Origin of the sequence: Rhizobium sp. CFBP 13726, from assembly GCF_014841925.1 — a bacterium.
Taxonomy (GTDB): domain Bacteria; phylum Pseudomonadota; class Alphaproteobacteria; order Rhizobiales; family Rhizobiaceae; genus Neorhizobium; species Neorhizobium soli.
The window spans coordinates 59,920-85,233 of record NZ_JACYUU010000005.1; the positions used below are offsets into that span (position 1 = coordinate 59,920).

General features: G+C 59.9%; 24 protein-coding genes. 13 read left to right on the forward strand and 11 right to left on the reverse strand.

The features are described from left to right. Nucleotides 1-66: 66 nt before the first annotated feature. The gene (locus IFT66_RS19435; RefSeq protein WP_113110055.1) at nucleotides 67-1,599 is read right to left on the reverse strand and encodes a UxaA family hydrolase; all 1,533 of its coding nucleotides are present in this window, start codon (nucleotides 1,597-1,599) and stop codon (nucleotides 67-69) included. Between the two features lie 55 nt (nucleotides 1,600-1,654). Continuing rightward, complete coding sequence (locus IFT66_RS19440; RefSeq protein ID WP_062458943.1) at nucleotides 1,655-2,341, reverse strand: FadR/GntR family transcriptional regulator; 687 nt, start codon at nucleotides 2,339-2,341, stop codon at nucleotides 1,655-1,657. 220 nt (nucleotides 2,342-2,561) lie between these two features. Between IFT66_RS19440 and IFT66_RS19445 the strand changes: the two genes are divergently transcribed. The 11 genes from IFT66_RS19445 (at nucleotide 2,562) to IFT66_RS19495 (ending at nucleotide 14,320) form a co-directional block, all read left to right on the forward strand. Next, a complete protein-coding gene (locus IFT66_RS19445) occupies nucleotides 2,562-4,154 on the forward strand; it encodes a sugar ABC transporter ATP-binding protein (protein WP_192078618.1) in 1,593 nt (530 codons plus the stop codon). Next, entirely contained in the window at nucleotides 4,147-5,175 is a 1,029-nt protein-coding gene (locus IFT66_RS19450) for an ABC transporter permease (RefSeq protein ID WP_062458936.1), read from the forward strand. Before IFT66_RS19445 ends, IFT66_RS19450 begins: the two co-directional genes overlap by 8 nt. An 86-nt stretch (nucleotides 5,176-5,261) precedes the next feature. After that, on the forward strand, nucleotides 5,262-6,203 hold the full coding sequence (locus IFT66_RS19455; protein ID WP_062458933.1) for an ABC transporter substrate-binding protein: 942 nt from the start codon (nucleotides 5,262-5,264) through the stop codon (nucleotides 6,201-6,203). Nucleotides 6,204-6,277: 74 nt separating this feature from the next. After that, entirely contained in the window at nucleotides 6,278-7,291 is a 1,014-nt protein-coding gene (locus IFT66_RS19460) for an aldo/keto reductase (RefSeq protein ID WP_192078619.1), read from the forward strand. A gap of 3 nt (nucleotides 7,292-7,294) precedes the next feature. Beyond that, a complete protein-coding gene (locus tag IFT66_RS19465; RefSeq protein WP_192078620.1) occupies nucleotides 7,295-8,116 on the forward strand; it encodes an amidohydrolase family protein in 822 nt (273 codons plus the stop codon). Nucleotide 8,117: 1 nt separating this feature from the next. Further along, nucleotides 8,118-9,128, forward strand: a complete 1,011-nt coding sequence (locus tag IFT66_RS19470) for a zinc-binding alcohol dehydrogenase family protein (RefSeq protein WP_192078621.1) — start codon at nucleotides 8,118-8,120, stop codon at nucleotides 9,126-9,128. 11 nt (nucleotides 9,129-9,139) lie between these two features. Continuing rightward, a complete protein-coding gene (locus IFT66_RS19475; RefSeq protein WP_192078622.1) occupies nucleotides 9,140-9,469 on the forward strand; it encodes an L-rhamnose mutarotase in 330 nt (109 codons plus the stop codon). 25 nt (nucleotides 9,470-9,494) lie between these two features. Beyond that, a complete protein-coding gene (locus tag IFT66_RS19480; RefSeq protein WP_192078623.1) occupies nucleotides 9,495-10,226 on the forward strand; it encodes an SDR family oxidoreductase in 732 nt (243 codons plus the stop codon). Between the two features lie 76 nt (nucleotides 10,227-10,302). Then, a complete protein-coding gene (locus IFT66_RS19485) occupies nucleotides 10,303-11,580 on the forward strand; it encodes an L-fuconate dehydratase (protein ID WP_192078624.1) in 1,278 nt (425 codons plus the stop codon). Nucleotides 11,581-11,642: 62 nt separating this feature from the next. Then, nucleotides 11,643-12,758, forward strand: a complete 1,116-nt coding sequence (locus IFT66_RS19490; protein ID WP_192078625.1) for an anhydro-N-acetylmuramic acid kinase — start codon at nucleotides 11,643-11,645, stop codon at nucleotides 12,756-12,758. A 50-nt stretch (nucleotides 12,759-12,808) separates the two neighbouring features. Further along, nucleotides 12,809-14,320, forward strand: coding sequence for a S10 family serine carboxypeptidase-like protein (locus IFT66_RS19495; protein ID WP_192078626.1), 1,512 nt, complete (start codon nucleotides 12,809-12,811; stop codon nucleotides 14,318-14,320). Nucleotides 14,321-14,400: 80 nt separating this feature from the next. On the opposite strand, the gene gnd is transcribed toward IFT66_RS19495, so the two are convergent. After that, nucleotides 14,401-15,387 carry a phosphogluconate dehydrogenase (NAD(+)-dependent, decarboxylating) gene (gene gnd, locus IFT66_RS19500; protein ID WP_062458911.1) on the reverse strand — a complete coding sequence of 329 codons (987 nt, stop codon included), beginning with the start codon at nucleotides 15,385-15,387 and terminating at the stop codon, nucleotides 14,401-14,403. A 203-nt stretch (nucleotides 15,388-15,590) separates the two neighbouring features. Between gnd and IFT66_RS19505 the strand changes: the two genes are divergently transcribed. Together IFT66_RS19505 and IFT66_RS19510 are read left to right on the forward strand one after the other, a co-directional pair. Continuing rightward, nucleotides 15,591-15,764, forward strand: coding sequence for a hypothetical protein (locus tag IFT66_RS19505; protein ID WP_165699857.1), 174 nt, complete (start codon nucleotides 15,591-15,593; stop codon nucleotides 15,762-15,764). A 358-nt stretch (nucleotides 15,765-16,122) separates the two neighbouring features. Next, complete coding sequence (locus IFT66_RS19510) at nucleotides 16,123-16,512, forward strand: DoxX family protein (RefSeq protein WP_192078627.1); 390 nt, start codon at nucleotides 16,123-16,125, stop codon at nucleotides 16,510-16,512. A 134-nt stretch (nucleotides 16,513-16,646) separates the two neighbouring features. Here IFT66_RS19510 and IFT66_RS19515 read toward each other — a convergent pair whose 3' ends face one another. From IFT66_RS19515 to IFT66_RS19550, 8 genes are all read right to left on the reverse strand, one after another. Then, complete coding sequence (locus tag IFT66_RS19515) at nucleotides 16,647-18,377, reverse strand: ABC transporter substrate-binding protein (RefSeq protein WP_092664249.1); 1,731 nt, start codon at nucleotides 18,375-18,377, stop codon at nucleotides 16,647-16,649. Between the two features lie 73 nt (nucleotides 18,378-18,450). Next, entirely contained in the window at nucleotides 18,451-18,732 is a 282-nt protein-coding gene (locus IFT66_RS19520; protein WP_062458904.1) for a DUF2160 domain-containing protein, read from the reverse strand. A 13-nt stretch (nucleotides 18,733-18,745) separates the two neighbouring features. Beyond that, on the reverse strand, nucleotides 18,746-19,573 hold the full coding sequence (locus tag IFT66_RS19525) for a carbohydrate ABC transporter permease (RefSeq protein ID WP_062576484.1): 828 nt from the start codon (nucleotides 19,571-19,573) through the stop codon (nucleotides 18,746-18,748). A gap of 14 nt (nucleotides 19,574-19,587) precedes the next feature. Then, entirely contained in the window at nucleotides 19,588-20,454 is an 867-nt protein-coding gene (locus tag IFT66_RS19530; RefSeq protein WP_192078628.1) for a carbohydrate ABC transporter permease, read from the reverse strand. A 5-nt stretch (nucleotides 20,455-20,459) separates the two neighbouring features. After that, a complete protein-coding gene (locus IFT66_RS19535) occupies nucleotides 20,460-21,530 on the reverse strand; it encodes an ABC transporter ATP-binding protein (protein ID WP_192078629.1) in 1,071 nt (356 codons plus the stop codon). An 11-nt stretch (nucleotides 21,531-21,541) separates the two neighbouring features. Beyond that, entirely contained in the window at nucleotides 21,542-22,615 is a 1,074-nt protein-coding gene (locus tag IFT66_RS19540; protein WP_062458891.1) for an ABC transporter ATP-binding protein, read from the reverse strand. 40 nt (nucleotides 22,616-22,655) lie between these two features. Then, complete coding sequence (gene glpD, locus IFT66_RS19545; protein ID WP_192078630.1) at nucleotides 22,656-24,182, reverse strand: glycerol-3-phosphate dehydrogenase; 1,527 nt, start codon at nucleotides 24,180-24,182, stop codon at nucleotides 22,656-22,658. A 100-nt stretch (nucleotides 24,183-24,282) separates the two neighbouring features. Then, nucleotides 24,283-25,080, reverse strand: coding sequence for a DeoR/GlpR family DNA-binding transcription regulator (locus IFT66_RS19550; RefSeq protein WP_192078631.1), 798 nt, complete (start codon nucleotides 25,078-25,080; stop codon nucleotides 24,283-24,285). Nucleotides 25,081-25,314 lie beyond the last annotated feature (234 nt).

The following is a 25,314-nucleotide window of genomic DNA, read 5'->3' on the forward strand; positions in this document are numbered from 1 at the left end:
TCCCCATGCTTGGCTTATCCTTCAGGTGTAAGCACGGTTTTCACGACGGGCAATATGCGTTTTCCGTCAGGTGACGGCACCGACCTGCCACGGCACGAATTCGTTGTCGCCATAGTCGTAGATCTCGCTCACGGTCTTTTCGCCCGAGGCGACAGCGATCACATGCTCGAAAATCCGCTCGCCCGACTGCTCGATCGTCTCGTCGCCGGTGACGATCCCTCCACAGTTGATGTCCATGTCTTCCTTCATGTGCTCGTACATTTCGGAATTGGTGGCAATCTTGACGCAAGGCGCCGGCTTGAAACCGGACACCGAGCCGCGTCCAGTCGTGAAGCAGATGACGTTGCAGCCGCCCGCAACCTGGCCGGTCACGGCGACCGGATCATAGCCGGGCGTATCCATGAAGACGAAGCCCTGCTCTGTCACCGTCTCGGCAAACTCGTAGACCGCCTTCAGCGGCATGGAGCCCCCCTTGGCGACGGCACCGAGCGACTTTTCCAGGATAGTCGTAAGACCGCCGAGCTTGTTGCCGTAGGATGGGTTATTGTTCAGCTCGTCGCCGTTGCGCGCCGTATAGTCGCGCCACCAGTCGATGCGCGACAGAAGCTTCTGCGCGACTTCCGGTGTCGACGCGCGACGCGTCAGCAGATGTTCTGCACCGTAGATCTCAGGTGTTTCGGCAAGAACGGTCGTGCCGCCATTGCGGACGATCAGATCCGAAGCATGGCCGAGCGCCGGGTTTGCGGAAATACCCGAATAGCCATCCGAGCCGCCGCATTCGAGAGCAAGCTTGAGTTTCGACAAAGGCTGCTCCGTGCGTACGGCGGAATTCACCATGGGCAGCATTTCCTTGATGATAGCGATCGCAGCGTCAATCGTCTTCTTGGTCCCGCCATGCTGCTGGATCGTCATCGTCCGCAGCCGCTCGCCCTCCTCCATACGGTAATGTTCGAGGATCGGTGCGATCTGGTTGGTCTCGCAGCCAAGGCCGATCATCAGGATCCCACCGAAATTGGGATGCCGGGCGTAGCCCTGGATGGTGCGGATCAGCAAGCGATAGCCTTCCGACTTGTTGTTGATCGCACAGCCGCTGCTATGCGTCAGCGCCACGACGCCATCGATATTGCCGAACCCGTCCAACCCGCCCATGCGGTTGAAGTAATCGGCAATGTAACGGGAGACGGTGGCGGAACAGTTCACAGAGGAGATGATGCCGATGTAGTTGCGCGTTCCGGCGCCGCCGAGGCCGCGATCGAAACCCATGAATGTCCGGCGCTGCTCGAGCGGCAAAAGGGCGCGCTCGCCACCATCGACGCAAAACTGGTGCTCGTGCGTCGATGGAAGCATCGCCAGATTGTGCAGGTGCACGTGATTGCCGGGAGCGATATCCTGAGTCGCAAGACCGATCACCTGACCGTATTTCTTGACTTCCTGCCCTGCCGCAATCGCCCTGAGCGCAACCTTGTGGCCTCGCCCGATCAGATCGCGCGCCAGCAGAGCTTCGATTCCAACCGGCGAACCCTGCTGGATCGACCGGCGGGCAACGGCAACGTCATCGGCAGTATTGAGCACGATGACCGGGGATGTCATGTCATTCATAATGGACCTCCTCCCTGGAGGTATCAAAATCGGGGTTGGTTTTGGTTTTCCGCTGCTAGTGGTCAAGCCAGCGGCGTTTCGATTCCTCCAGATGCATGCGCATCATTGCCTGGGCTAGCAGCCCGTCACGCGCCTCCAGCGCGGTCAGGATTTCCTCATGCTCCGCGAGGGCGCAACTCCATGTTTCCGGTGTTTCGAAATGCTCCCGAAGCTGGGCGGAAAGAGGGCTGTGCCGATCGTCAAACAGATCGCCTATGATGCGGCCAATGACACTGTTTCCCGACTGGGTGGCGATCGTCAGGTGGAACTGGCGATCCTGGTCGACCGGTTTGCGGCCTTCCTCTATCTCGATCGCCATCGCGTCGAGCGTTTGACGAAGCGTAGCAAGCGCCTCCGGCGTGATGCGCGCGCAGGCAAGAACGATGGCGGCACCCTCGATTGTCGCACGCGCCTGCATCAGCTCGGCCGGGCTCTCTCCCATGGACCCCGACCATGCAGCGCGCCGCTCGGCGGCCGGAACGACATAGACGCCAGACCCCATGCGGATCTCGACAGTGCCGTCCAGTTCAAGTGCGATCAACGCCTCGCGTAGCGAGGGGCGCGACACACCAAGCTGCTGCGCAAGCTCCCGTTCCGCCGGCAGGCGCTGGCCGAAACGAAACTGCCCATTCTGCACCAAGCCGCGGATCTGGTCTGCGATCTGTTGATAAAGCCGGCGTTCCGGGATCCGAATTCCGTTCATAAGCGCTCCAAAACTGGCCTTACCATATTGCGTGACCGTTGAACTGGCAAGGCCAATGACGACAGCTATATGTCCCGTAACGCTGCGAAAACACAAATTTCGCCCTTCGCCACGAAACTGGCTTGACCATTTTGGTAAGGCCGCCTAGCACTATTGGCCAGACCGGATGGGTGGAGCTGACCGGCAGTCGCAAGCTTGCGACAAGAGGAGGATGTGGAGGATGCAGACCGATCATTCGGTACTCGAGGCGCGTTTGCGCCCGGCCGTTGGCGTGCCAGCAGCTGACGCACTTCTGCGGCTCGACAACATCTCAAAGGAATTTCCGGGCGTCAAAGCTCTGGCCGACGTCAGCTTCGACCTTCGTCGCGGCGAAGTGCATGCCGTGTGCGGCGAAAACGGCGCGGGCAAATCAACGCTGATGAAGATCATCAGCGGCGTTTATCAGCCCACATCCGGAACCATCACCTACAAGGGCGAAGAGCGGAATTTCTCGTCGACGCGGCAGTCCGAATCCGCTGGCATCGCCATCATCCACCAGGAACTCAATCTCGTTCCGCATCTGACCGTCGCCGAAAACATCTATCTGGCACGCGAGCCCCGCCGCGGCTTTCTGGTCGATCGCAAGAAACTCCGGGCAGATGCCAAACGCTGCCTCGACCGGCTCGGCGTCGATATCAGCCCTGATGTCTCCGTCCGTGGGCTTTCCGTGGCGCAGTGCCAGATGGTGGAAATCGCCAAGGCATTGTCGCTGGATGCGGAAGTGCTGATCATGGACGAGCCGACCTCGTCTCTGACCGAACAGGAAACACGGCTTCTGTTCAAGGTCATCCGCGATCTCAAGGCATCGGGCGTCGGGGTCGTCTATATTTCCCACCGGCTCGACGAAATGGCTGAGATCGTTGATCGCGTCACGGTGCTGCGCGATGGTCGTTTTATCGCCACCGACGATTTTGCAGCGACAACCGTCGATGACATCGTCTCCAAGATGGTCGGCCGCTCGCTGGAAGAAAAGTTTCCCGACAGAACCTCGACGCCGAGTGACGACGTCATTCTCGGCGTGCAAGGTCTCAATCGCACCGGTGTCTTCAGCGACATCTCTTTCACGCTTCGCCGCGGCGAAATTCTCGGTTTTGCAGGCCTGATGGGTGCCGGACGCACCGAAGTCGCCCGCGCCATCTTCGGTGCCGATGCGATCGATGCCGGCACGATCACCCTGCATGGGCAGACCCTGTCGATTTCCTCGCCGCGGGACGCGATCGATGCGGGCATTGCCTACCTCTCGGAAGACCGCAAGGCGCAGGGACTGGCGATCAAGATGCCTGTTGATGCGAACATGACGCTTGCCAACATGGAAGCGCTGTCGGATCGCTTCGGACTGATCGATTTCAAGGCGCAAGACAAGGTCGCCAACGAGTATGTCGACCTCCTCAACATCCGCACGCCGTCGATCCGGCAGCAGGTGCGCCTTCTTTCGGGCGGCAACCAGCAGAAGATCATCATCGGCAAATGGCTTTTCCGCAAGTCGAAGGTCCTGTTCTTCGACGAGCCAACCCGCGGCATCGACGTGGGCGCCAAGCTCGCGATCTACAAGATCATGGACGAACTGGCCGCAAACGGCATCGGCGTGGTGCTGATCAGTTCGGAACTGCCCGAAATCATGGGCATGACGGACCGGGTTGCGGTCTTTCACCATGGCCGGATCACCGGCGTGCTGGAAACGGCAAAGACCAACCAGGAAGAGATAATGCGCTACGCCTCCGGCTACAGCCGGACATCAGGTGCGGACGCTGGCGCAAGGAGCAAGCATGGCTGATATTACTGAACCCTCGAAGTCGCGGAGCGTTTCGCTGAGCGACCGCCAAAAGGACATCATCCAGAAGTTTGCAGCACTCGGCAGCCTGTTTGTTCTTGTGCTGGTGTTTTCATTCAGCAGCAACGCCTTCTTCACCGTCAACAATGCGATGACGATCGCCTTGCAGGTCACCTCGATTGCCCTTCTCGGCATCGGCGCCACCTGCGTCATCATTACCGGCGGCATCGATTTGTCCGTCGGCTCTGTGCTGGCGCTGGCAGGCGTCGTCGCGGCTCTCTGCGTCAAGGAGCTCGGCCTGCCGGTTCCGCTCGGCATGTTCGTCGGCATTCTCGTCGGCAGCCTCTGCGGCCTGATCAACGGCATTCTGGTGACCCAGATGAAACTGCCGCCCTTTATTGCGACGCTCGGGATGATGCTGATCGCCCGCGGCGTGGCGCTTCAGATTACCGGTGCCCGCGCTGTTTCCGGCCTTGGCGAATCCTTCGGCGTGCTTGGCAACGGCTCGTTGTTTCGCGTCGTCACCATCGGCGACGACGGCTTCCCGACGGTGGTCTTCCCGGGCATCCCCTATCCGGTCATCCTGATGATCGTGATTGCGATTGCCGTGTCCTTCATGCTGAACCGGTCCGTGCTAGGCCGCCATATCTATGCGGTCGGTTCGAACGCGGACGCTGCAAGGCTTTCTGGCGTCAACGTCGCCCGCGTCACCAATTTCACCTACATCTTGTCAGGCACGCTCGCTGGCCTGACCGGTTGCGTGCTGATGTCCCGCCTCGTGACGGCGCAGCCGAACGAAGGCGTGATGTACGAACTCGATGCCATCGCCAGCGCCGTCATCGGCGGCACCTCGCTGATCGGCGGTGTCGGCACAATTTCCGGAACGGCGATCGGCGCCTTCGTCATCGGCATCCTGCGCAACGGGCTTAACATGAACGGCGTTTCCGCCTTCACACAACAGATCATCATCGGCCTCGTCATCCTGATCACCGTCTGGATCGATCAATTGCGCAACCGCCGGTGAAGAAGGGTGCGGACCCTTTTCCGCGACAATGGGGGTGGGAGTTCCCCGGGGCGGCGAAAACGCCGTCCGTTTGAGGAGGATTGAACATGAAGAAACTAGCAACCGCGTTGCTTGCCTCGGCGATGATCTTGGGTGCGGCTTCCGCACAGGCAGCCGAGATCGCCGTCATCGTCAAGACCGTCAACTCGACCTTCTGGCAGAACGTCCAGAAGGGCGCTGATGCCGCCATGAAGGAAGTCGGCGCCGGTAATACGATGACCTTCCAGGGTCCGGCATCGGAATCGGCGATCGCCGACCAGGTCAACATGGTCGAAAACGCCGTCAATCGCGGCGTCGCCGGCATCGTGCTTGCGCCGTCCGATCCAGATGCGCTGATCCCTGCCGTGAAGAAGGCCTGGGAAGCCCGTATTCCGGTCGTGATCGTGGACTCGATGCTGAGCAAGGGGTCGGAACAGTATTACCAGTCGTTCCTCGCGACCGACAACAAGACCGCCGGCGAACTGGCTGCCAAGGCGCTGATCGGCAAGGTCGGCACTGAAGGCAAGATCGCCGTCATGTCCTATGTGGCAGGTGCCGGCTCCGAGATCGGCCGCGTCGGTGGCTTCACTGACTATATCAAGGCAAACTCGAAGCTCCAGATCGTCGGCCCGTTCTACTCGCAGTCGCAGATGGCGACGGCGTTGAACCAAACCACGGACGTTCTGGCCGCAAATTCCGACCTTAAGGGCATCTTCGGCGCCAATGAGCCGACGGCAATCGGCATGGGCCGCGCCATCAAGCAGTCCGGCAAATCCGGCAAGCTCGTCGCGATCGGCTTCGACGGTAACCAGGATCTGCAGGAATTCGTCAAGGACGGCACGCTTCAGGCGATCGCAGTCCAGGGCTCGTTCCAGATGGGCGATCTCGGCGTCAAGACGATCTCCAAGCTCCTGAAAAAGGAAAAGGTCGAGAAGTTTGTCGATACGGGTGTCGTCGTCGTCACCAAGGACAACATCGACAAGCCGGAAGCCAAGAACGTTCTCTACTAAGCCTCCCCGCCTCGATACGCGTCGCGAATGGCGCGTATCGTCTTTCTCTGCAGTGATAAAATGAAGGTTGCCCGATGAACGCCAGTGATACCCGCAAATTCCCGCGTGTCGATTTGGATGTCACGCTGATCGGCCTCGGCTGCGCCCAGATGGGCAACCTTTATCGCGTCACGCCCTATGCGGAATCCGCCGGCGCTTTCAGTGCCGCGTGGGATGCCGGTATCCGCTATTTCGACACCGCTCCCTTCTACGGCTTTACCCGCTCCGAACGCCGCCTTGGCACGATGCTGACCGATCTTCCCCGCGCAGACTATGTTCTGAGCACCAAGGTTGGCCGCGTCATGACGCCGGATGAGACGGTTGGACCGGAAGAGGACGGCTACGCCGAACCCCTCCCCTTCCGTCCTGTCTACGACTACAGCTATGACGGCATTCTGCGGTCCTTTGACGCAAGCCAGCAGCGCCTTGGAATCCTGAAGCCCGACATACTCTATATTCACGATATTGGTCGCATGACGCATGGCGACCGCCACGACCATTACTGGCAGCAACTGACCGATGGCGGCGGCTTCAAGGCGCTGGGCAAATTGCGGGATGAAGGGTCGACCAAGGCTGTCGGCCTCGGCGTCAACGAATGGGAAGTCGTCGCCGACGCGATGAAGGTTTTCGACATCGATTGCACGATGCTGGCCGGTCGCTACACGCTGCTCGAACAGGAAAGTCTTGCCTTCATGGATGAATGCGCGAAGCAAGGTGTGGCGATCGTTGCCGCGGGTCCGTTCAATTCCGGGCTTCTCGCCGGAAACAAGAAGTTCAACTATACCGAAGCGCCGGCTGAGATCCTCGCCCGTGTCGAGCAGTTGCGGGCGGTCTGCGAGGAAGAAGGCGTGACCCTTCAGGCTGCGGCACTCCAGTTTCCGCTGGCGCATCCGGCGGTCGCGACGATCGTGTCCGGCGCCCGCAATGCCGAACAGATCACCTCGAATGTCGAGTGGTTTGCCGAGGAAATTCCTGCCTCCTTCTGGTCGCGTCTGAGGGAAAGCGGGCTTCTGGCTGAAGGCACACCACTTCCCGGCATCGGAGCCTGATCGATGCGGATCGATGCCCACCAGCATTTCTGGCGGATCGCCGACCGGACAGGCCAATGGCCGGGGCCCGAGTTTGCGGCCATTCACCGGGATTTCCTGCCGGACGATTTGACGCCGTTGCTGGAAGAAGCCGGCGTCGATGGCACGGTGCTGGTGCAGACGATGGAAACGCAGGCCGATACGAAGTTCATGCTGGATCTCGCCGACAACCACCCTTTCATCCTCGGCGTGGTCGGCTGGACGGATTTGAAAGCATCGGATGTGCAGGAGAATATTGGACAGCTGGCAAGCCACAGCAAGCTGAAGGGTTTCCGCCCGATGCTGCAGGACTTGGCTGATGACCGGTGGATTGACGATCCCATGCTCGACGCCGGTATCGGGACGATGATCGAACACGACCTCGTCTTCGATGCGCTTGTGCTTCCAAGGCATCTGGCACCGCTCTGCAACTTTGCTCGGCGCCATCAGAAACTTCAGATCGTCATCGACCACGGCGCCAAGCCGCCGATCGCCGAGGGACGGTTTATCGACTGGTATGCCCGCATGAAGGCGCTGGCGGCCCTGCCGAACGTCCATTGCAAGCTATCGGGCCTTCTCACCGAAGCGGGAGACCAGAAGCCGCAATCCGTGCGCCCCTATGCGGAAACGATCTTCGACCTGTTCGGCGCGGACCGCGTCATCTGGGGCAGCGACTGGCCGGTGTTGCGGCTTGCCGGGGAGTACGGTGCGTGGCTTCGGCAATGCCTGGACATCGTTCCGGAACAGAACCATTCGGCCGTCTTCGGCGGCAATGCCAAACGTTTCTATCGACTGAAAGAGATCTAGGATGCTGACTATCATATGCGATGAACCGGGCAAACTTTCGGCGATCGAGCGGGACAAGCCCGCACGCGGCGAAGGCGAGGTGCTTCTGAAGGTCCGCCGTATCGGCGTCTGCGGCACCGACCTGCACATCTTCACCGGCAACCAGCCCTATCTTTCCTATCCGCGCGTCATGGGCCACGAACTGGCGGCAACCGTCGAGGAAGCCCCCGAGGGAAGCTCGCTTCAGGTGGGCGATATCGTCTCGATCATCCCCTACATTTCCTGCGGCCACTGCAATGCCTGCCTGAAGGGCAAGACCAACTGCTGCCGCAATATCGGTGTGCTCGGCGTCCATCGCGATGGCGGCATGACGGAATATCTGAGCATTCCCGAGCAGTTCGCCGTGAAGGCAGACGGACTGACGCTTGATCAGGCTGCCATGGTGGAGTTTCTGGCGATCGGTGCACATGCCGTCGCCCGCGCACGGGTCGAAAAGGGTCAGGAGGTTCTGGTCGTCGGCGCGGGCCCGATCGGCCTGTCGGTCGCAATTTTCGCACAGCTCGAAGGCGCCGAGGTAACTGTCATCGACGGTCGTGAAGACAGGCTGGAGTTCGCCAAGCGCCAGTTGGGCATCACGTCCACGGTCGCGCTTTCGCCTGTCGACACCGACCAGCTTTCCGCCATCACCAACGGCGATTTCTTCGACGCGGTGTTCGACGCGACCGGGAACCCGAAAGCGATGGAGCGCGGCTTCTCCTTTGTCGGACATGGCGGCACCTATGTCCTGGTGTCGATCGTCTCCAGCACGATCGGCTTTTCGGATCCCGAGTTTCATAAACGCGAAACGACGCTTCTCGGCAGCCGCAACGCGACGATCACGGACTTCGAGCGGGTGATGGACGCGATGCGGGCGGGCGAAGTACCGGATGCCTTGATTACGCACCGCATGCACCTTTCGGATGTGCCGGACCGGTTTTCCAAGCTGACAGACCCCGCGCAGGCGGTGGTCAAGGCGCTCATTGAAGTCGCCTGAGGAGTAAAGTCATGCAGCGCATGGGAATGATGATCGGTGTGCAGCCGGAGATGCTTGCCAAGTATCGGGAACTGCATGCGGCGGTATGGCCGGAAATCCTCGACTTGATTTCCCGCTGCAACATCAGGAACTATACGATCTTCCTGCGCGAACCGGAAAACCTCCTGTTCGGCACATGGGAATATCACGGCACCGATTTCGCAGCCGACATGGCGCGGATGGCGGCCGACGAAAAGAACCAGGAATGGTGGGCCTTTACCATTCCCTGCCAGACGCCCCTGGAAACGCGGGCTGAAGGTGAATGGTGGGCGATGATGGAAGAAGTTTTCCATCATGACTGACATGCAGAGAGGAGAGTTGAAGTCGATGGCAAATCTGAATGGCAAGACAGTTCTGATCACCGCTGCGGGTCAGGGGATCGGCCGCGCCAGTGCGCTTGCCTTCATCGCGGCAGGTGCGAAGGTCCATGCCACCGACATCAACGAGACGGCTCTTTCCGAGTTGCCGAAGCTCGACAATCTGACGACGGCAAAGCTCGACGTGTTGAACGAGGACGCGGTTAAGGCCTGCGTCTCTGGTATTGGTCAGGTCGACGTGCTCTTCAACTGCGCCGGCGTTGTGCACGCCGGTTCGGTGCTGGAGATGCCGGATAGCGATCTCGATTTTGCCTTCGACCTCAACGTACGCGCCATGATCCGCACGATCCGTGCCGTGCTGCCGGGCATGCTGGAGCGCAGGGATGGCGCGATCATCAACATGGCCTCGGTGGCTTCCAGCGTGAAGGGCGTGCCGAACCGTTTCGCCTATGGTGTGACCAAGGCAGCTGTGATCGGACTGACCAAATCGGTCGCGGCCGATTACGTGACGCAAGGCATCCGCTGCAATGCGATCTGCCCGGGCACAGTGGAAAGCCCGTCGCTTCAGGACCGCATGCGCGCCCAGGGCGATTACGAAACGGCCCGTGCCGCCTTCATCGCCCGCCAGCCGATGGGCCGTCTTGGATCGCCGGAAGAGATCGCCGATCTCGCCGTCTATATTGCCACGGCCACCTATACGAGCGGACAGGCCTTCGCCATCGACGGCGGCTGGACCATCTGAGCCTTTCGATCCTCTGCCGTCCTTTACGGCGCACCACCCGATCATCTTGAACCGCCGACCAGCGGAAGGAATAGTTATGGCCAAAGTTATCGATATGCGGGTTGTCGACCTGCGCTTTCCGACCTCTCAGAGCCTCGACGGTTCCGACGCCATGAACCCGGATCCGGATTATTCGGCAGCCTACGTGATCCTCGAAACCGACGATCCGGCCCTTGAAGGACACGGCCTGACCTTCACGATCGGCCGCGGCAACGACATCTGCTGCATGGCGATCGAGGCGATGCGCCATCTCGTGGTCGGCGCCGATACGGAGGTGATGAAGGCCAATCCGGGTAAATTCTGGCGGCACCTGACCGGCGACAGCCAGTTGCGATGGATCGGCCCGGACAAGGGCGCCATGCATCTTGCGACCGGCGCCGTCGTCAACGCCTTCTGGGATCTGCTCGCCAAGGAAGAAGGCAAGCCGATCTGGCGGCTTGTGGCGGACATGTCGCCGGAAGAAATCGCCGATATCATCGACTATCGCTATCTGACCGACGTCCTCACACGCGACGAGGCTCTTGCCATTCTCAGAAAAGCCGAGGCAGGGAAGCCGGAACGGATCGCCAATCTCGAAAGCAAGGGCTACCCCTGCTACACGACCTCCGCCGGCTGGCTCGGCTATGATGACGAGAAGCTGCGCAGGCTTTGCCAGGAAGCGATCGATGCCGGTTTCGATCATATCAAGATGAAGGTCGGTCGCGATCTGGAAGACGACATTCGCCGTCTGACCATCGCGCGCGAGGTGATCGGCCCGGACCGTTACCTGATGATCGATGCCAACCAGGTCTGGGAGGTCGACCAGGCGATCGACTGGGTGAACAAGCTCGCGTTCTCCAAGCCCTTCTTCATCGAGGAGCCGACCAGCCCGGATGACATTGCCGGTCACCGAAAGATCCGCCAGGCGATCGGGTTGGTGAAGGTTGCCACTGGCGAGATGTGCCAGAACCGTATCATGTTCAAGCAGTTCATCGCCGAGGGTGCGATCGATATCGTGCAGATCGACAGCTGCCGCATGGGCGGGCTGAACGAGGTTCTCTCCGTCCTGCTGATCGCCGCCAAGTATGGCCTCCCGGTCTGGCCGCATGCCGGCGGCGTCGGTCTTTGCGAATATGTCCAGCATCTCTCGATGATCGACTACGTTGCGGTGTCCGGCACGATGGACGGCCGCGTCATCGAATATGTCGATCACCTGCACGAACATTTCCTCGAACCCTGCGTCATCGAAAACGCCGCCTATATGCCGCCAAAAATGCCGGGCTTCTCGATCGAGATGAAGGCCGGGACGCTGGAGGAATTCCGCTTCGGACGTTGAGGGCGCCGGCGGTCTCTGTTACTCCCGGGTGATTGCATCGCTTGAACTTGAGGGGATCTCCAATGGAGCCAATCTGGGCCGTCGGCCTGATGACCGGGACCGTCCTCGACGGCAATATCGACGTCGCGCTCATGAAGACCGACGGGGAAACGGTGGAGACAGCAGGCGCCTATACGTTGGCGCCCTATCCGCCCGAGATCCGGTCTCTTCTTGAGGAAACGCTCGCCCAAGCGCGCGTCTGGGAATTTAGAGGACCGGAGCCCGCGATCTTTGCCACGGCGGAAGAAGCATTGACGCGGGCGCAATCGCGCGCGGTGCAGGATCTTGTTGAGAGCGCCGGCCTGACGATGGCCGATATCGGCATCGTCGGCTTCCACGGCCAGACCGTTCTCCACCGTGCACCGACCCGCGAACGCCTCGGCGACACGCGGCAGCTCGGCGATGGCGAATTGATGGCCTCGATCCTGGGCTGCAAGGTCGCCTATGATTTTAGAACCTCGGATGTTCGCGCCGGCGGCCAGGGCGCACCGCTTGCCGCCGTCTATCACGCGGCCCTTTTGCGCGGGGTCGATCGATCCGGCGATAGCGCCGTTCTCAATCTCGGCGGTGTCGGCAATGTCAGCTGGTGGGATGGCGAGGATCTGGTGATCGCCTTCGATACCGGCCCGGCCAATGCCCCGCTCAACGATTTCATCAAGTCGCTGGGCCTTGGCGAGATGGACCGGGACGGCGCGCTTGGTGCTTCGGGCAAGGTCGATGAGGAGCGGCTGGCACGCCTGCTCCAGCATCCGTACATGACGGCGCCCTATCCGAAATCGCTCGACCGCTATTCGTTTACCTCGGCCATGGCCGACGGGCTTTCGCCGGAAGACGGCGCGGCCACACTTTCGGCCTTTACCGCATCGGCAGTCGGCAAGGCGCTCGACCTTTTGCCGAGACGGCCGAAGCGGTTGATCGTGGCCGGTGGTGGACGTCGCAACCCGACGATCATGGCGATGCTCGAACAGCGTGCAGGCGTCGAGGCCGTGTCCGCGGACGCGTTCGGCTGGCGAGGCGATGCCGTCGAGGCGGAACTGTTCGCCTTTCTCGCCGTGCGCGTGCTCCGCGGTCTTCCGATCAGCTTTCCGACGACGACGGGTGCGCCAAGGCCTCTGCAGGGCGGACGATTGGCGGGCTGACTTGAGCCTCAAGCGGAATTGAGTTTCCCGGATGGCCTTCGCTGCCCTACATGACTGACATAGCCGTCACGGAGGAAACAGCTTTGCGTCTTTACCGGATCCTTGCATCCATCATGGTGCTTCTTGCGCTTTCCGCCCCGGTTGGGGCGCAACAGCCCCCCGGCATATTCTCGCTCATCCCCGATGACAGCACGACCGAGCATGTTCTGAAAACCGAGGGCAGCGCAGACCTGCCGTATACAGCGACCGCCGGCACGCTTGACCTGTTCGGCCAGGACGGCAATCGAACGGCAAAGATCTTCTACACGGCCTATATCGCCAAGGATCGCACGCCGGGTCGTCCGCTGACCTTCGCATTCAACGGCGGCCCGGGCGCCGCATCGGCCTATCTGCATCTCGGGCTGCTGGGCCCCCGGATCATCGAATTCGGCAAGAACGGCAACGACGGCACTACGCCGCAGATCAGGGACAATCCGCAAAGCTGGCTGGCATTCACCGATCTCGTCATGATCGATCCGGTTGGCACCGGATGGAGCCGTGCCGCCAGCGACGATGTCGCCAAGAATTTCTACGGCGTCCGTCAGGATGCCGACAGCCTTGCCAAGGTGATCTCGCTCTACGTCCAGAAGAACGACCGGCTGAATGCACCAAAATATCTGGCCGGCGAAAGCTATGGCGGGTTCCGCGCCGCGAAAGTCGCGATCGCGATGAAGAATAGCCAGGGCATCATCCCCTCCGGCATCATCATGCTCTCGCCATTTATCGAAGGCCGGTTCCTCGCAAATTCCGACGATCCGCTGAGCGCCGCACTGCAACTGCCCTCGCTTGCGGCAGCCGAGATGGAGCGGACGAAAAGCTTCACGCCTGAAAAGCTCGCCGAAGCCGAACGTTTCGCGTTGCGCGACTATCTTCCGACAGTGGCGGGTGCTGCTCCGACGGGCGAAGAAGCCGAGGCTTTCTATGGAAAGCTTGCTGGTCTCACGGGTATCCCGAAAGATGTGGTTTCCAGAACGCGAGGCCTCATCGGCGATGTCTACGGGAAGCAGATGGGCGGACCGGGTCGGGTCGTCAGCCCCTATGATGCATCCTACGCCGTGCCGGACGCCTATCCCGAGGACGCGTATGGGCGCAACGACGATCCCATTCTGGAGGGCTACACCCGCGCCTACAGTGCTGCCTTTGCCTCCTATGCGAAAGGCGAGCTGAAGTTTGCGAGCGACATGACCTACTCGCTTTTGAATGAGGATGTGAACCGCCGGTGGGAATGGAATGGCAGCCGGGGCGGCGATGCTCGCGCGCTCGCCAGCGCGTCGACGGATATCCGCGACCTGCTGTCCGTCATCCCATCCTTCCGCCTGCTGGTCGCGCATGGTCACAGCGATGCGCTGACACCCTATGGTGTGAGCCGCTACGTGATTGGTCATCTGCCGACACAGTTGGCAGCCGGCCGGGCAGAACTGAAGACCTATAGCGGCGGCCACATGTTCTATACCAACCCGTCGTCGAGGGCGGCATTCCTGAGCGATGCGAAAGCGTTCTACGAGACAAAGCCGGTAGAATAGGAATAAGCCCGGTCTATCGAGCTTTTCAAAAGAGTCCGGCACCCCAGGGGTGCCGGATTTCGTATCGGATATAACCCAGCCTATTTCTTTTCGGAGTGGCCGCCGAAGGCTGCCCGAAGCGCCGACAGAACCTGGTTCGAATACTGCTCGTGACCCTGCGACGAAAAGCGCTGGAAGAGAGCGGACGACAGGACCGGAAGCGGCACGCCGGTATCGATACCGGCCTTCATCATCCACCGTCCCTCGCCGGAATCCGAAACTCGACCACTGAAGGCGTCAAGCGTCGGATCGTTGTGCAGAGAGCCGGCGAGAAGATCGAGCAGCCACGACGAAACGACGCTGCCGTGACGCCAGACTTCGGTGATTTCAGCCACGTCCAGATCGTAGTGATAGTAGTGCGGATTGGCGAGCGGGCTGGTTTCCGCATCGGCGCTACGTGCCACCTTGCCAATATTGGCAGACTTCATCAGGTTGAGGCCTTCGGCATAGGCCGCCATCATGCCGTATTCGATGCCGTTGTGGACCATCTTCACGAAGTGACCTGATCCTGCTGGGCCGCAATGGATGTAGCCAAGTTCCGAGGTCCGCTGTGCTTCCTTGCCGGCTCCCGGGGAGAGCGACAGGAAGATCGGATCGAGGCGCTTCACCGCTTCATCCGGTCCGCCGATCATCAGGCAATAGCCGCGTTCCAGACCCCAGACGCCACCGCTCGTGCCGACATCGATATAGTCGAGGCCGATGCCCGAAAGACGCCCTGCGCGATCGATATCGTCCTGGTAGTTGGAGTTTCCGCCGTCGATCAGCACGTCGCCCGCCGACATGACACCCGAGAGCTTCTCGATCGTCTGGTCGGTGATCGCTGCCGGCAGCATCAGCCAAACGGTGGCCGGTTTCGCGAGCTTGGCGACCATATCTTCCAGCGAGGTGGCTCCCACGGCCCCTTCCCGCTCCAGAGCCTCGACATTGGCCTGACTGACATCGAATACCACACATTCATGGCCATCACGCAGGAGCCGTCGCACCATATTGGCGCCCATACGGCCGAGGCCTATCATTCCGATCTGCATTCCGTTTCCCTTCCGAAAAACCATGTTGTGGGTCCGAACCATCAGGCCCGACTGAGATGAGGCATATCAGTTCGTTCAGAAATTGACACCTGCAGACATGCACAGCAGATGCGCCGAAACCGCCAGCCTAGGCACGGGAAGAAGAGACTGTTGACAACCTTCAGCGAAAATGAGAACAAAGGAAGAACATTGAGGAGAACGCCATGCAGAGAACTGAAGAGGTCGTCGCCCGTGCTCTTGCCCTCGTGGCTCAGTCGAAGGCGCTCAGGGAACGTCATGACAAGGAACGCAAGGAGATCTATGGACGGATCGAGATTGCCAATCTTCGCAAGCCGCATGTTCCCAAGGGGATTCAACTGCCTCTCAACCTGCAGTGAATTGACTTTATCGTTGGAGGACGTGGTCCGCGTATACGTCTGATTCAGTCTGTTGCAAGGCTGCACTCGACTCGCTTCTGAAGAGGTGGTTCATTCCCTTCAACGGCGTAGGGGTGCTTAATGCTTCACGAATACAACGAGATCTTTATGCAGCAGCGGTATTTCATAAAGATACTGATGGCCTGGATTGGGGCAATTGCCTTGGGCTGTGTCCCCGTTTTGATGATCGTCAACGCGGTCACCATTTGAGAAGACGCTTCGGCGGTCTCGCGCATTCCATAACTGTTTCACGAAGACGTGCAGTTGACCTTCGTTTGGTCGATGTCAGAAGAGCATCGACATTTAACGGAGCTTCCCAATGGTCAACAAAATCCAGGCTTACCAGCCTGTTCTTCTCAGCATCCTGCGTATTGCCGTCGGCCTCGTCATCTTCTCCTTCGGCATGGCGAAAATCTTTCATTTCCACGCCGGTACCTTCATGCCGCCCACGGGCTCGTTGCCCTGGATCGCGGGTCTCTTTGAGCTTGTCTGCGGCTTCCTCTTCCTGGTCGGTTTCCAGACACGGATAGCGGCATTCCTCCTGTCCGGCCTGATGGCCGCGGCTTACTTCATCAGCCACTTTCCCAAAAGCATTTTCCCGCCCGAAAACGGCGGAATGGCCGCTGCCGTGCTCTGCTTCGTGTTCCTCTATTTCGTCACGTCCGGAGCCGGACCGCTCAGTGTCGATGCCAAGCTGAACAAGGCATAGGACCGGATCAAGGCAGGTTGGGAGGCTCCGCCGTGTGTCCGCAACAGTGACGAACGCGAAACGACCGCGCCGATGATGTTCGGCGCGGTCGTCTCTTGCCGCCGCTTCCCCTTCGGGAGCCTTGATCGGTCAGATCACTTCTTTGCGTCAGCCCAGCTCTTCACCAGGTCGTCGTAGTTGACGGTGATCGGCTTTTCCTTTTCGTTCTCGATCTTCAGCTGCGGAGCCAGATTGCCCTTGGCGACCGCATCCTTGTTCCAGTAGGCCAGGTCATGCTCTTCGGCGAGCTTGGGGCCCATGTCCTTCTGGACGCCAGCGCGTTCCAGACGCTGGAGCACCTTCTCCTGCTCGGCGCAAAGCGAGTCCATCGCCAACTGTGGCGTCTTTGCACCCGATGCGGCATCGCCGATCGCCTGCCACCAAAGCTGTGCGAGCTTCGGATAATCAGGAACGTTGGTGCCGGTCGGCGACCACTGAACACGTGCCGGCGAGCGGTAGAACTCGATCAGGCCGCCGAGTTTCGGTGCGCGATCGGTAAAGCTCTGATGGCGGATCGAGCTTTCGCGGATCAGCGTCAGGCCCACATGGCTCTTCTTCAAGTCGACGGTCTTGGACGTGACGAACTGGGCGTAGAGCCAGGCCGCCTTTGCGCGGTCATCGGGCGTGGACTTCATCAGCGTCCAGGAACCGACGTCCTGATAGCCAAGCTTCATGCCGTCTTTCCAGTAAACGCCGTGGGGGCTTGGCGCGAAACGCCATTTCGGCGTGCCGTCCTCGTTCATGACAGGCAGGCCTGGCTTCACCATATCGGCGGTGAAGGCCGTGTACATGAACATCTGCTGAGCGATTTCGCCGCCCGCGGGGACAGGACCGGATTCCGAGAAGTTCATGCCCTGGGCAGCTGGCGGTGCATAGGCCTTCATCCAGTCGAGATATTTCTGGATCGAATAGACGGAGGCAGGACCATTGGTGTCACCGCCGCGCGCGACGCAGGAGCCGACCGGCTGTGACTTTTCGTTGACCTTGATACCCCATTCATCGACCGGCAGACCGTTCGGTAGACCCTTGTCGCCGTTGCCAGCCATCGAAAGCCACGCATCGGTGAAGCGCCAGCCGAGCGACGGGTCCTTCTTGCCGTAGTCCATGTGGCCGAAGACCTTCTTTCCGCCGATATCACGGCCGGTGAAGAATTCCGCGATGTCTTCGTAAGCGGACCAGTTGACGGGAACGCCGAGGTCGTAGCCGTATTTGGCCTTGAAATCAGCCTTGTTCTTGGCGTCGTTGAACCAGTCGTACCTGAACCAATAAAGGTTGGCGAACTGCTGGTCCGGAAGCTGGTAGAGCTTCTTGTCGGGTGCGGTGGTGAATTTGAGGCCGATGAAATCCTCAAGATCGAGGCCGGGATTGGTAACGTCCTTACCTTCCTTCGCCATGAAGTCCGTCAGGGAACGGGCCTGCTGGTAACGCCAATGCGTGCCGATCAGGTCGCTATCGTTGACATAGGCGTCATAGATGTTCTCGCCCGACTGCATCTGCGTCTGCAGCTTTTCGACGACATCGCCTTCGCCGATCAGGTCGTGGGTGATCTTGATGCCGGTGATCGCCGTGAAGGCTGGCGCCAGTACTTTCGACTCGTATTCATGCGTGGTCAGCGTTTCCGAGACGACCTTGATGTCGAGACCGGAGAAGGGCTTCGCCGCATCGATGAACCATTGCAGCTCCTTTTCCTGCTCGGCACGCGATAGCGATGATAGGTCCTTGATTTCCTTGTCAAGGAACTGCTTCGCCTCGTTCATGCCGGCGTGAGCCGTGCCTGCCAGTGCCAGCAATATGCCTGCTGTCGTTGTCAAAAGATGCCGTCGCATAATGTCCTCCCAGAGTTGCGATTGCGATTTCGTTTCGGCGCCAGTCCTCCCGCGCGCCGTATCAAACTTGCCTTCAGACGAAGCGGAAAACGCCGACGGCGTAGACCACAGCGAGGGCAAGAGCCCACCACAGATTGGGGCCGATCAGCCCCAACCATGCGAGATTGATGAATGCTGCACCAAGCAGCGAAATGAAGAGCCGGTCCCCCCGCGTTGTCTCGAAGCGCAGGATCCCAACCCGTGGCGCTCCCCCCGGAGAAAAATACTCCCAGATGCCCATCGCTGCAATCAAGGCGAAGATGGTCACAAAGAAAAGCGTCGTCGGCAGCGTCCAGGCCATCCATGAAAAACTCATGTGCGTTCTCCCTCTAGACCCGACCCAGGGCAAAGCCCTTGGCGATGTAGTTGCGGACAAAGTAGATCACGAGCGCGCCCGGCACGATCGTCAGCACGCCGGCGGCTGCCAGAACGCCCCAGTCCATGCCGGACGCCGAAACGGTGCGGGTCATGATGGCCGAAATCGGCTTGGCGGCAGTCGTCGTCAGCGTGCGGGCAAGCAGCAGTTCGACCCACGAGAACATGAAGCAGAAGAAGGCTGCAACGCCGATGCCGGACGCGATCAACGGCATGAAGATCTTCACGAAAAAGCGCGGGAAGGAATAGCCGTCGATATAAGCGGTTTCGTCGATTTCCTTCGGCACGCCGGACATGAAGCCTTCGAGAATCCAGACGGCCAGCGGGACGTTGAACAGGCAGTGGGCGAGTGCCACGGCGATATGCGTGTCGATCAGTCCGAAGGCGGAATAGAGCTGGAAGAATGGCAGCGCAAAGACCGCCGGTGGCGCCATCCGGTTGGTCAGCAGCCAGAAGAACAGGTGCTTGTCGCCGAGAAACCGGTAGCGCGAGAAGGCGTAGGCCGCGGGAAGTGCCGCCGCCACCGAGATCAGCGTGTTCAGACCCACATAGATAATCGAGTTGATATAGCCGTTGTACCAGGACGGATCGGTGAAGATCACCGTGTAATTCCGAAGCGTCGGGTTATGCGGGAAGAGGGAGAAGGTACCGGTGATCTCGGCATTCTCCTTGAAGCTCATATTGACCAGCCAGTAGATCGGCAGCAGCAGGAAGATGATGTAGATTGTCGAGACGAGCCAGGAGTAGCTGCGCGCCGGCTTGAATGTGTTGACTTGAGCCATCGTAACGGTCCTCCTCACGCGTTTTTGTCGCTGCTGGTCATGACCGTGTAGAAGATCCACGACATCAGCAGGATGATGAGGAAGTAGATGATCGACATCGCCGCGGCCGGCCCGAGGTCGAACTGCCCGACCGCCATCTTGACGAGATCGATCGACAGGAAGGTTGTCGAGTTGCCGGGCCCGCCGCCGGTGACGACGAAGGGTTCGGTATAAATCATGAAACTATCCATGAAGCGCAGGAGCACGGCAATCAGCAGCACCCGCTTCATCTTCGGCAACTGGATAAAGCGGAACACCGACCAGCGCGACGCGCCATCGATTTTCGCAGCCTGATAGTAGGCATCCGGGATCGACACGAGACCGGCATAGCAGAGGAGCACGACAAGGCTCGTCCAGTGCCAGACATCCATCACGATGACGGTGACCCAGGCATCGATCGGATCGCGGACATAGTTGTAGTCGATGCCGAGGATTGCGAGCGTGCGGCCGAGAAGGCCGATATCGACGCGACCAAACACCTGCCAGATGGTGCCGACCACGTTCCACGGGATCAGCAGCGGCAGCGCCATCAAAACGAGGCAGACCGGGACGCCTAGACCCTTTTTCGGCATGTTCAGCGCGATGAAGATGCCGAGCGGAATTTCCAGCGCAAGAATGATGACAGAGAACAGCAGGTTGCGCTGCAACGCCGCCCAGAACCGATCCGAATTCAGGATTTCGGTAAACCAGCCAGTGCCTGCCCAGAAGAATTCGTTGTTGCCGAACGTGTCCTGCACCGAGTAGTTCACAACGGTCATCAACGGTATCGCCGCTGAAAACAGGACCAGCAGCAGCACCGGAAGAACGAAGAACCAGGCCTTGTTGTTATAGGTCTTTTCCATGCCGTTCACGCCTCCCCGCCGACGCGCCAGGAATTGGCGTAGATATTGATACCTGCAGGATCAAAGCTCACGCGGGCTTCCGCCGGAATTTCCGTATTCTCGTCGGCGACGATCGCAAGCGGCTTTCCCTCGAATTCGGCACGAACGATGCGCCGTCGGCCGATATCCTCGATCCGGCTGATCTTCACCGGCATGCCTTCTCGACCGAGATGGATGAACTCCGGACGGATGCCGAGTTCGATCCGGTCGCCCAGCTTCGTCTTCGGCGGCACATTGAGGTCCATCCGCTGACTGCCGACCACGACAGACCGCTCATTCAGCTGCGCCGGCAGGACGTTCATGCCGGGCGAGCCGATGAAATAGCCGACGAATGTATGGCTGGGCTTCTCGAACAGTTCCGCAGGGGTGCCGATCTGCACGATCTCGCCATCGTACATCACGACGACCTTGTCTGCGAAGGTCAGGGCTTCGGTCTGGTCGTGGGTGACATAGACCATGGTAAAGCCAAACTGCTTGTGGATGCGCTTCAACTGCGAACGCAGAACCCACTTCATATGGGGATCTATCACGGTCAGCGGTTCATCAAACAGGATCGCGTTGACGTCGTTGCGCACAAGGCCGCGGCCAAGCGAGATCTTCTGCTTCTGGTCGGCGGTCAGGCCCCGCGCCTTGCGGTCGGCCCAATCGGCAAGATCGATGATCCCCAGCATGTCGCGAACGCGCTTGTCGACTTCGGCCTCGGGTACTTTGCGGTTTAGCAGCGGGAAGGCCAGATTGTCGTAGACCGTCATCGTGTCGTAGATGACCGGGAACTGGAACACCTGCGCGATGTTGCGACCCTGTGTCGAGACTTCCGTCACGTCGTTTCCATCAAACAGGATGCGTCCGTGCGACGGCTGCAGCAGACCGGAGATGATGTTCAGCAGCGTGGTCTTGCCGCAGCCGGAGGGGCCAAGCAGCGCGTAGGCGCCACCGTCGTTCCATTCGTGATGAACTTCGCGAAGCGCATAGTCGCTGTCGGCGACAGGGTTGGCGCCGTAGGCGTGGCGGATATGGTCGAGGGTGATGCGTGCCATGATGTTTCCCCCTAAGCCGCAGCCGCAGCGATTGCCCGGCCATCGCTGCCGAACGCCATCAGATGTCGGGTATCGAGAAAGACTTCGATGCCGGTATCTGGATCAATGTTGTGAATGCCGGGCGCCAGCATGACCCATTTCACGCCGTCATATTCAAGATGCACGAAGCTTTCCGAACCGGTGATTTCCGAGATCTGCGTGCGGGCGGCAAGGCGGGCCGAATTCTCGGTCTGCTGCGTGAAGCCCAGATGATGTGGATGAAACGCAACCGTCAGAGGACCATCCGGTATGGTTCCGAGATGCGCAGGCAAGGGAAGAACGTCGCCTTCGCGGTGGCGGAGCCCGCCACCCGACTTGACCACCTCGATGAAATTCAGCGGCGGATCGGCAAAGGTCTTCGCGGTCGTCAGATCCGCCGGCCTTCTATAAATGTCGATCGTCGGCCCGAACTGGGTGATGCGGCCCTCGGAAAGGGTTGCCGTATTGCCGCCCAGCATCAGCGCTTCCGAAGGTTCGGTCGTCGCATAGACAAAGATTGCGCCGGACTGGGCAAAGATCTTGGGAAGCTCTTCCCGCAGTTCTTCACGCAGCTTGTAATCGAGGTTGGCGAGTGGCTCGTCCATCAGCACGAGGCTCGCGTTCTTGACCAGGGCGCGGGCAAGAGCGGTGCGCTGCTGCTGGCCGCCGGACAGATGCAGCGGCGTACGGTCGAGATAGGGCGTCAACCGCAAAAGTTCTGCGGCCTTGCGCACCTCGCGGTCGACGGTCGCCTTGTCCTTGCCGGAAATGCGCATCGGCGAGGCAATGTTTTCATAGACGGTCAGGAGCGGATAGTTGATGAACTGCTGGTACACCATCGCGATATTGCGTTTTTGCACCGGCATGCCGGTCACGTCTATTCCATCGAAATAGACAGCACCCTCTGTCGGCCGGTCCAATCCAGCCATCAGCCGCATCAGCGATGTCTTGCCCGAAAGCGTCGGGCCGAGCAGCACATTCAGACTGCCACGCTCGAGCGTAAGGTCGCTCGGGTGAATATGATATTCGCCCGCCACCATTTTCGCAGCTTTTCGCAATTCCAACATTCTTGTTCCCCTGCCTCCTCACAGCGGGAACACATGCCGCTTATCCGGCGATCCTTTCCGGTATTGCGGCCATGTACTCCTCCAAAACCCTCTTCTCGTCAGCGTCGAGCCGTAGCCCGTCCTTTGTTCTCCTCCAAAGGACGTCCTCGGCGCTTAACGCCCATTCCTGATCAGCAAGATAGCGAACCTCCACCTCATAGAGTTCGCCGCCGAAATTATGCCCAAGATCCTCTGCTCGAGCAGCGTTGCCGAGCAAAGTCGCGGCCCTCGTACCGTAACGCCGGACCAGCCTACGCGCATGGCGATCGGTCAGGAAGGGATATCGTGCCTTCAGCCCAGCGACTTCGCTTTCGTAGCCGCGGGCAGGGAAATCGCCACCCGGGAGGTGGCTGTCAGCGGTCCAGGGCTTGCCTTTGACGCCGATGGCTTCGCCGATCTTTTCGACCGCATGTTCCGAAAGCCGTCGATAAGTGGTGAGCTTGCCACCGAACACATTGAGAAGCGGCGCTCCGCCCTCCCCGAGGCCGACCGTATCCAGCTTCAGTACATAGTCGCGGGTTGCCTCCTGCGCTTTCGAGGCGCCGTCGTCGAACAGCGGCCGCACGGCCGAATAGGTCCAGACGATATCTTCCTTGCGCACCGGCTCCTTGAAATACTCGCTCGCCGCCTTGCAGAGATAGTTGGTTTCCTCTTCGGAGATCCGAACGTCCTTCGGATCCTCCTTGAAGTCGCGATCGGTCGTGCCGATCAGCGTGAAATCCTCTTCGTAGGGGATAGCAAAAATGATCCGGTTATCCGGGTTCTGGAAGAAATAGGCGCGCGGGTCGTCGAACTTCTTCTTGACGACGATATGGCTGCCCTGAACCAGCCGGACATGGTGCGCTTCGTTTTCGCCGAAGGCGGAGCGGATCACCTGGTCCACCCACGGGCCGGCGGCATTGACCAGCATACGAGACTTGTGGGTCTGACTGGAGCCGGTGACTGTGCTTCGGGTAACAATCGTCCAAATGCCCTCTTCGCGCCGCGCCGAAACGACTTTCGTGCGCGGAAGGATCAGGGCCCCCTTGTCGGCAGCGTCACGGGCGTTCAGCACCACCATCCGCGCGTCGTCCACCCAGCCATCCGAGTATTCGAACGCCTTCGTAAACAGTGATTTCAAAGGTTTGCCGGCCGGATCCTTGCGCATATCAAGCGTTGCCGTCGGCGGCAGGAGCTTGCGGCCACCCAGGTGATCATAGAGAAACAACCCCAGCCGGATCAGCCAGGCGGGTCGGACGCCACCCTTGTGATAGGGGAGAACGAAGCGCATCGGCCAGATGATATGCGGTGCCATTGCCCAGAGCACTTCGCGCTCCATGAGAGACTCGCGCACCAGCCGAAATTCATAATGTTCGAGATAGCGCAGGCCGCCATGGATAAGCTTGGTGGCTCCTGACGACGTGCCTGAGGCAAAATCGTTCATTTCTGCCAAGGCGACCGAATAGCCGCGACCCACAGCATCGCGCGCGATACCGCAACCGTTGATCCCTCCACCGATCACAAAGACGTCGTGAATTGCCTGACTCATTATGACCTCGCTAAGCCCTGTCCCCTCACAGAGCCCGGCTCGACATGCCGGCAGCGGCAAATCGAAAGCTAACCCCATTAGAGTGAAAATATCTCGAATGTCAAACGAAAGAAGACGCGTGCGTTGCAGCATCCGCGGTGGCTGTTTCGATCAGCGCAACATTCGTCTCATGGCAAAGATCACGGATCAGTTCGGACTGGCAGGCGTCGGTGATGAACGTATGAACCTGGGAGATCTGGGCGATACGAACCGGCGCCGTTCGTTCGAATTTTGTCGAGTCGGCCACGAGGATCACATGCCGGGCGTTGGCAATGATCGCCTGCGCCACTTTCACTTCGCGAAAATCGTAGTCGAGCAGAGCGCCGTCGTGGTCGATGGCCGACGCACCGATGACCGCATAGTCAACCTTGAACTGCCGGATAAAGTCGACGGCCGCCTCGCCGACGATGCCGCCATCAGACTGGCGAACGACACCGCCGGCAATGACGACCTCGATATCGTCGACTACTCTCAACCTGTTGGCAACGTTGATATTATTTGTAATGACCATAAGGTCCTTGTGGGCGGCCAGCGCTTCACCGACGGCCTCCGTCGTGGTCCCGATATTGATGAACAGGGACGCTCCGTCCGGAATGAGGGCTGCCGCGGCCTCGCCGATCGCCTGCTTCTCGACGGCAGCGATCTGGCGGCGCGCTTCATAGCGCATGTTCTCGATGCTGCGCGGAAACGTGGCTCCACCATGGATGCGGTTGAGGACGTCCGCCTCACAGAGATCATTCAAGTCCTTGCGGATCGTCTGCGGCGTGACGGAGAACTGAGTGGCCAGATCCTCCACCAGGACCCGCCCGGTCATCCTCGCCACCTCGACGATCCTTGCCTGCCTGTCCGTCAGATGCATCTCGTCCCCGTGCTTTCGTTTTCTTTCACTTTGAGACAAAAGCCGCGCGCAGGCAACAGCCTTTACGAAGGAGGTCGCCTGAGGACGTTGCCATAGGGTGAAAACGAAAAGAGCCCGCCGCGGGAGGAGGTGCGGCAGGCTCTTCAAAAGACGAGAGCAACGGCTGGGAGGAGGAGTGCCGGTGCTCTGCTGCAGAAACCTCTGGGAGGAGGAGGGAGGGTTCTGCGTGTCTGA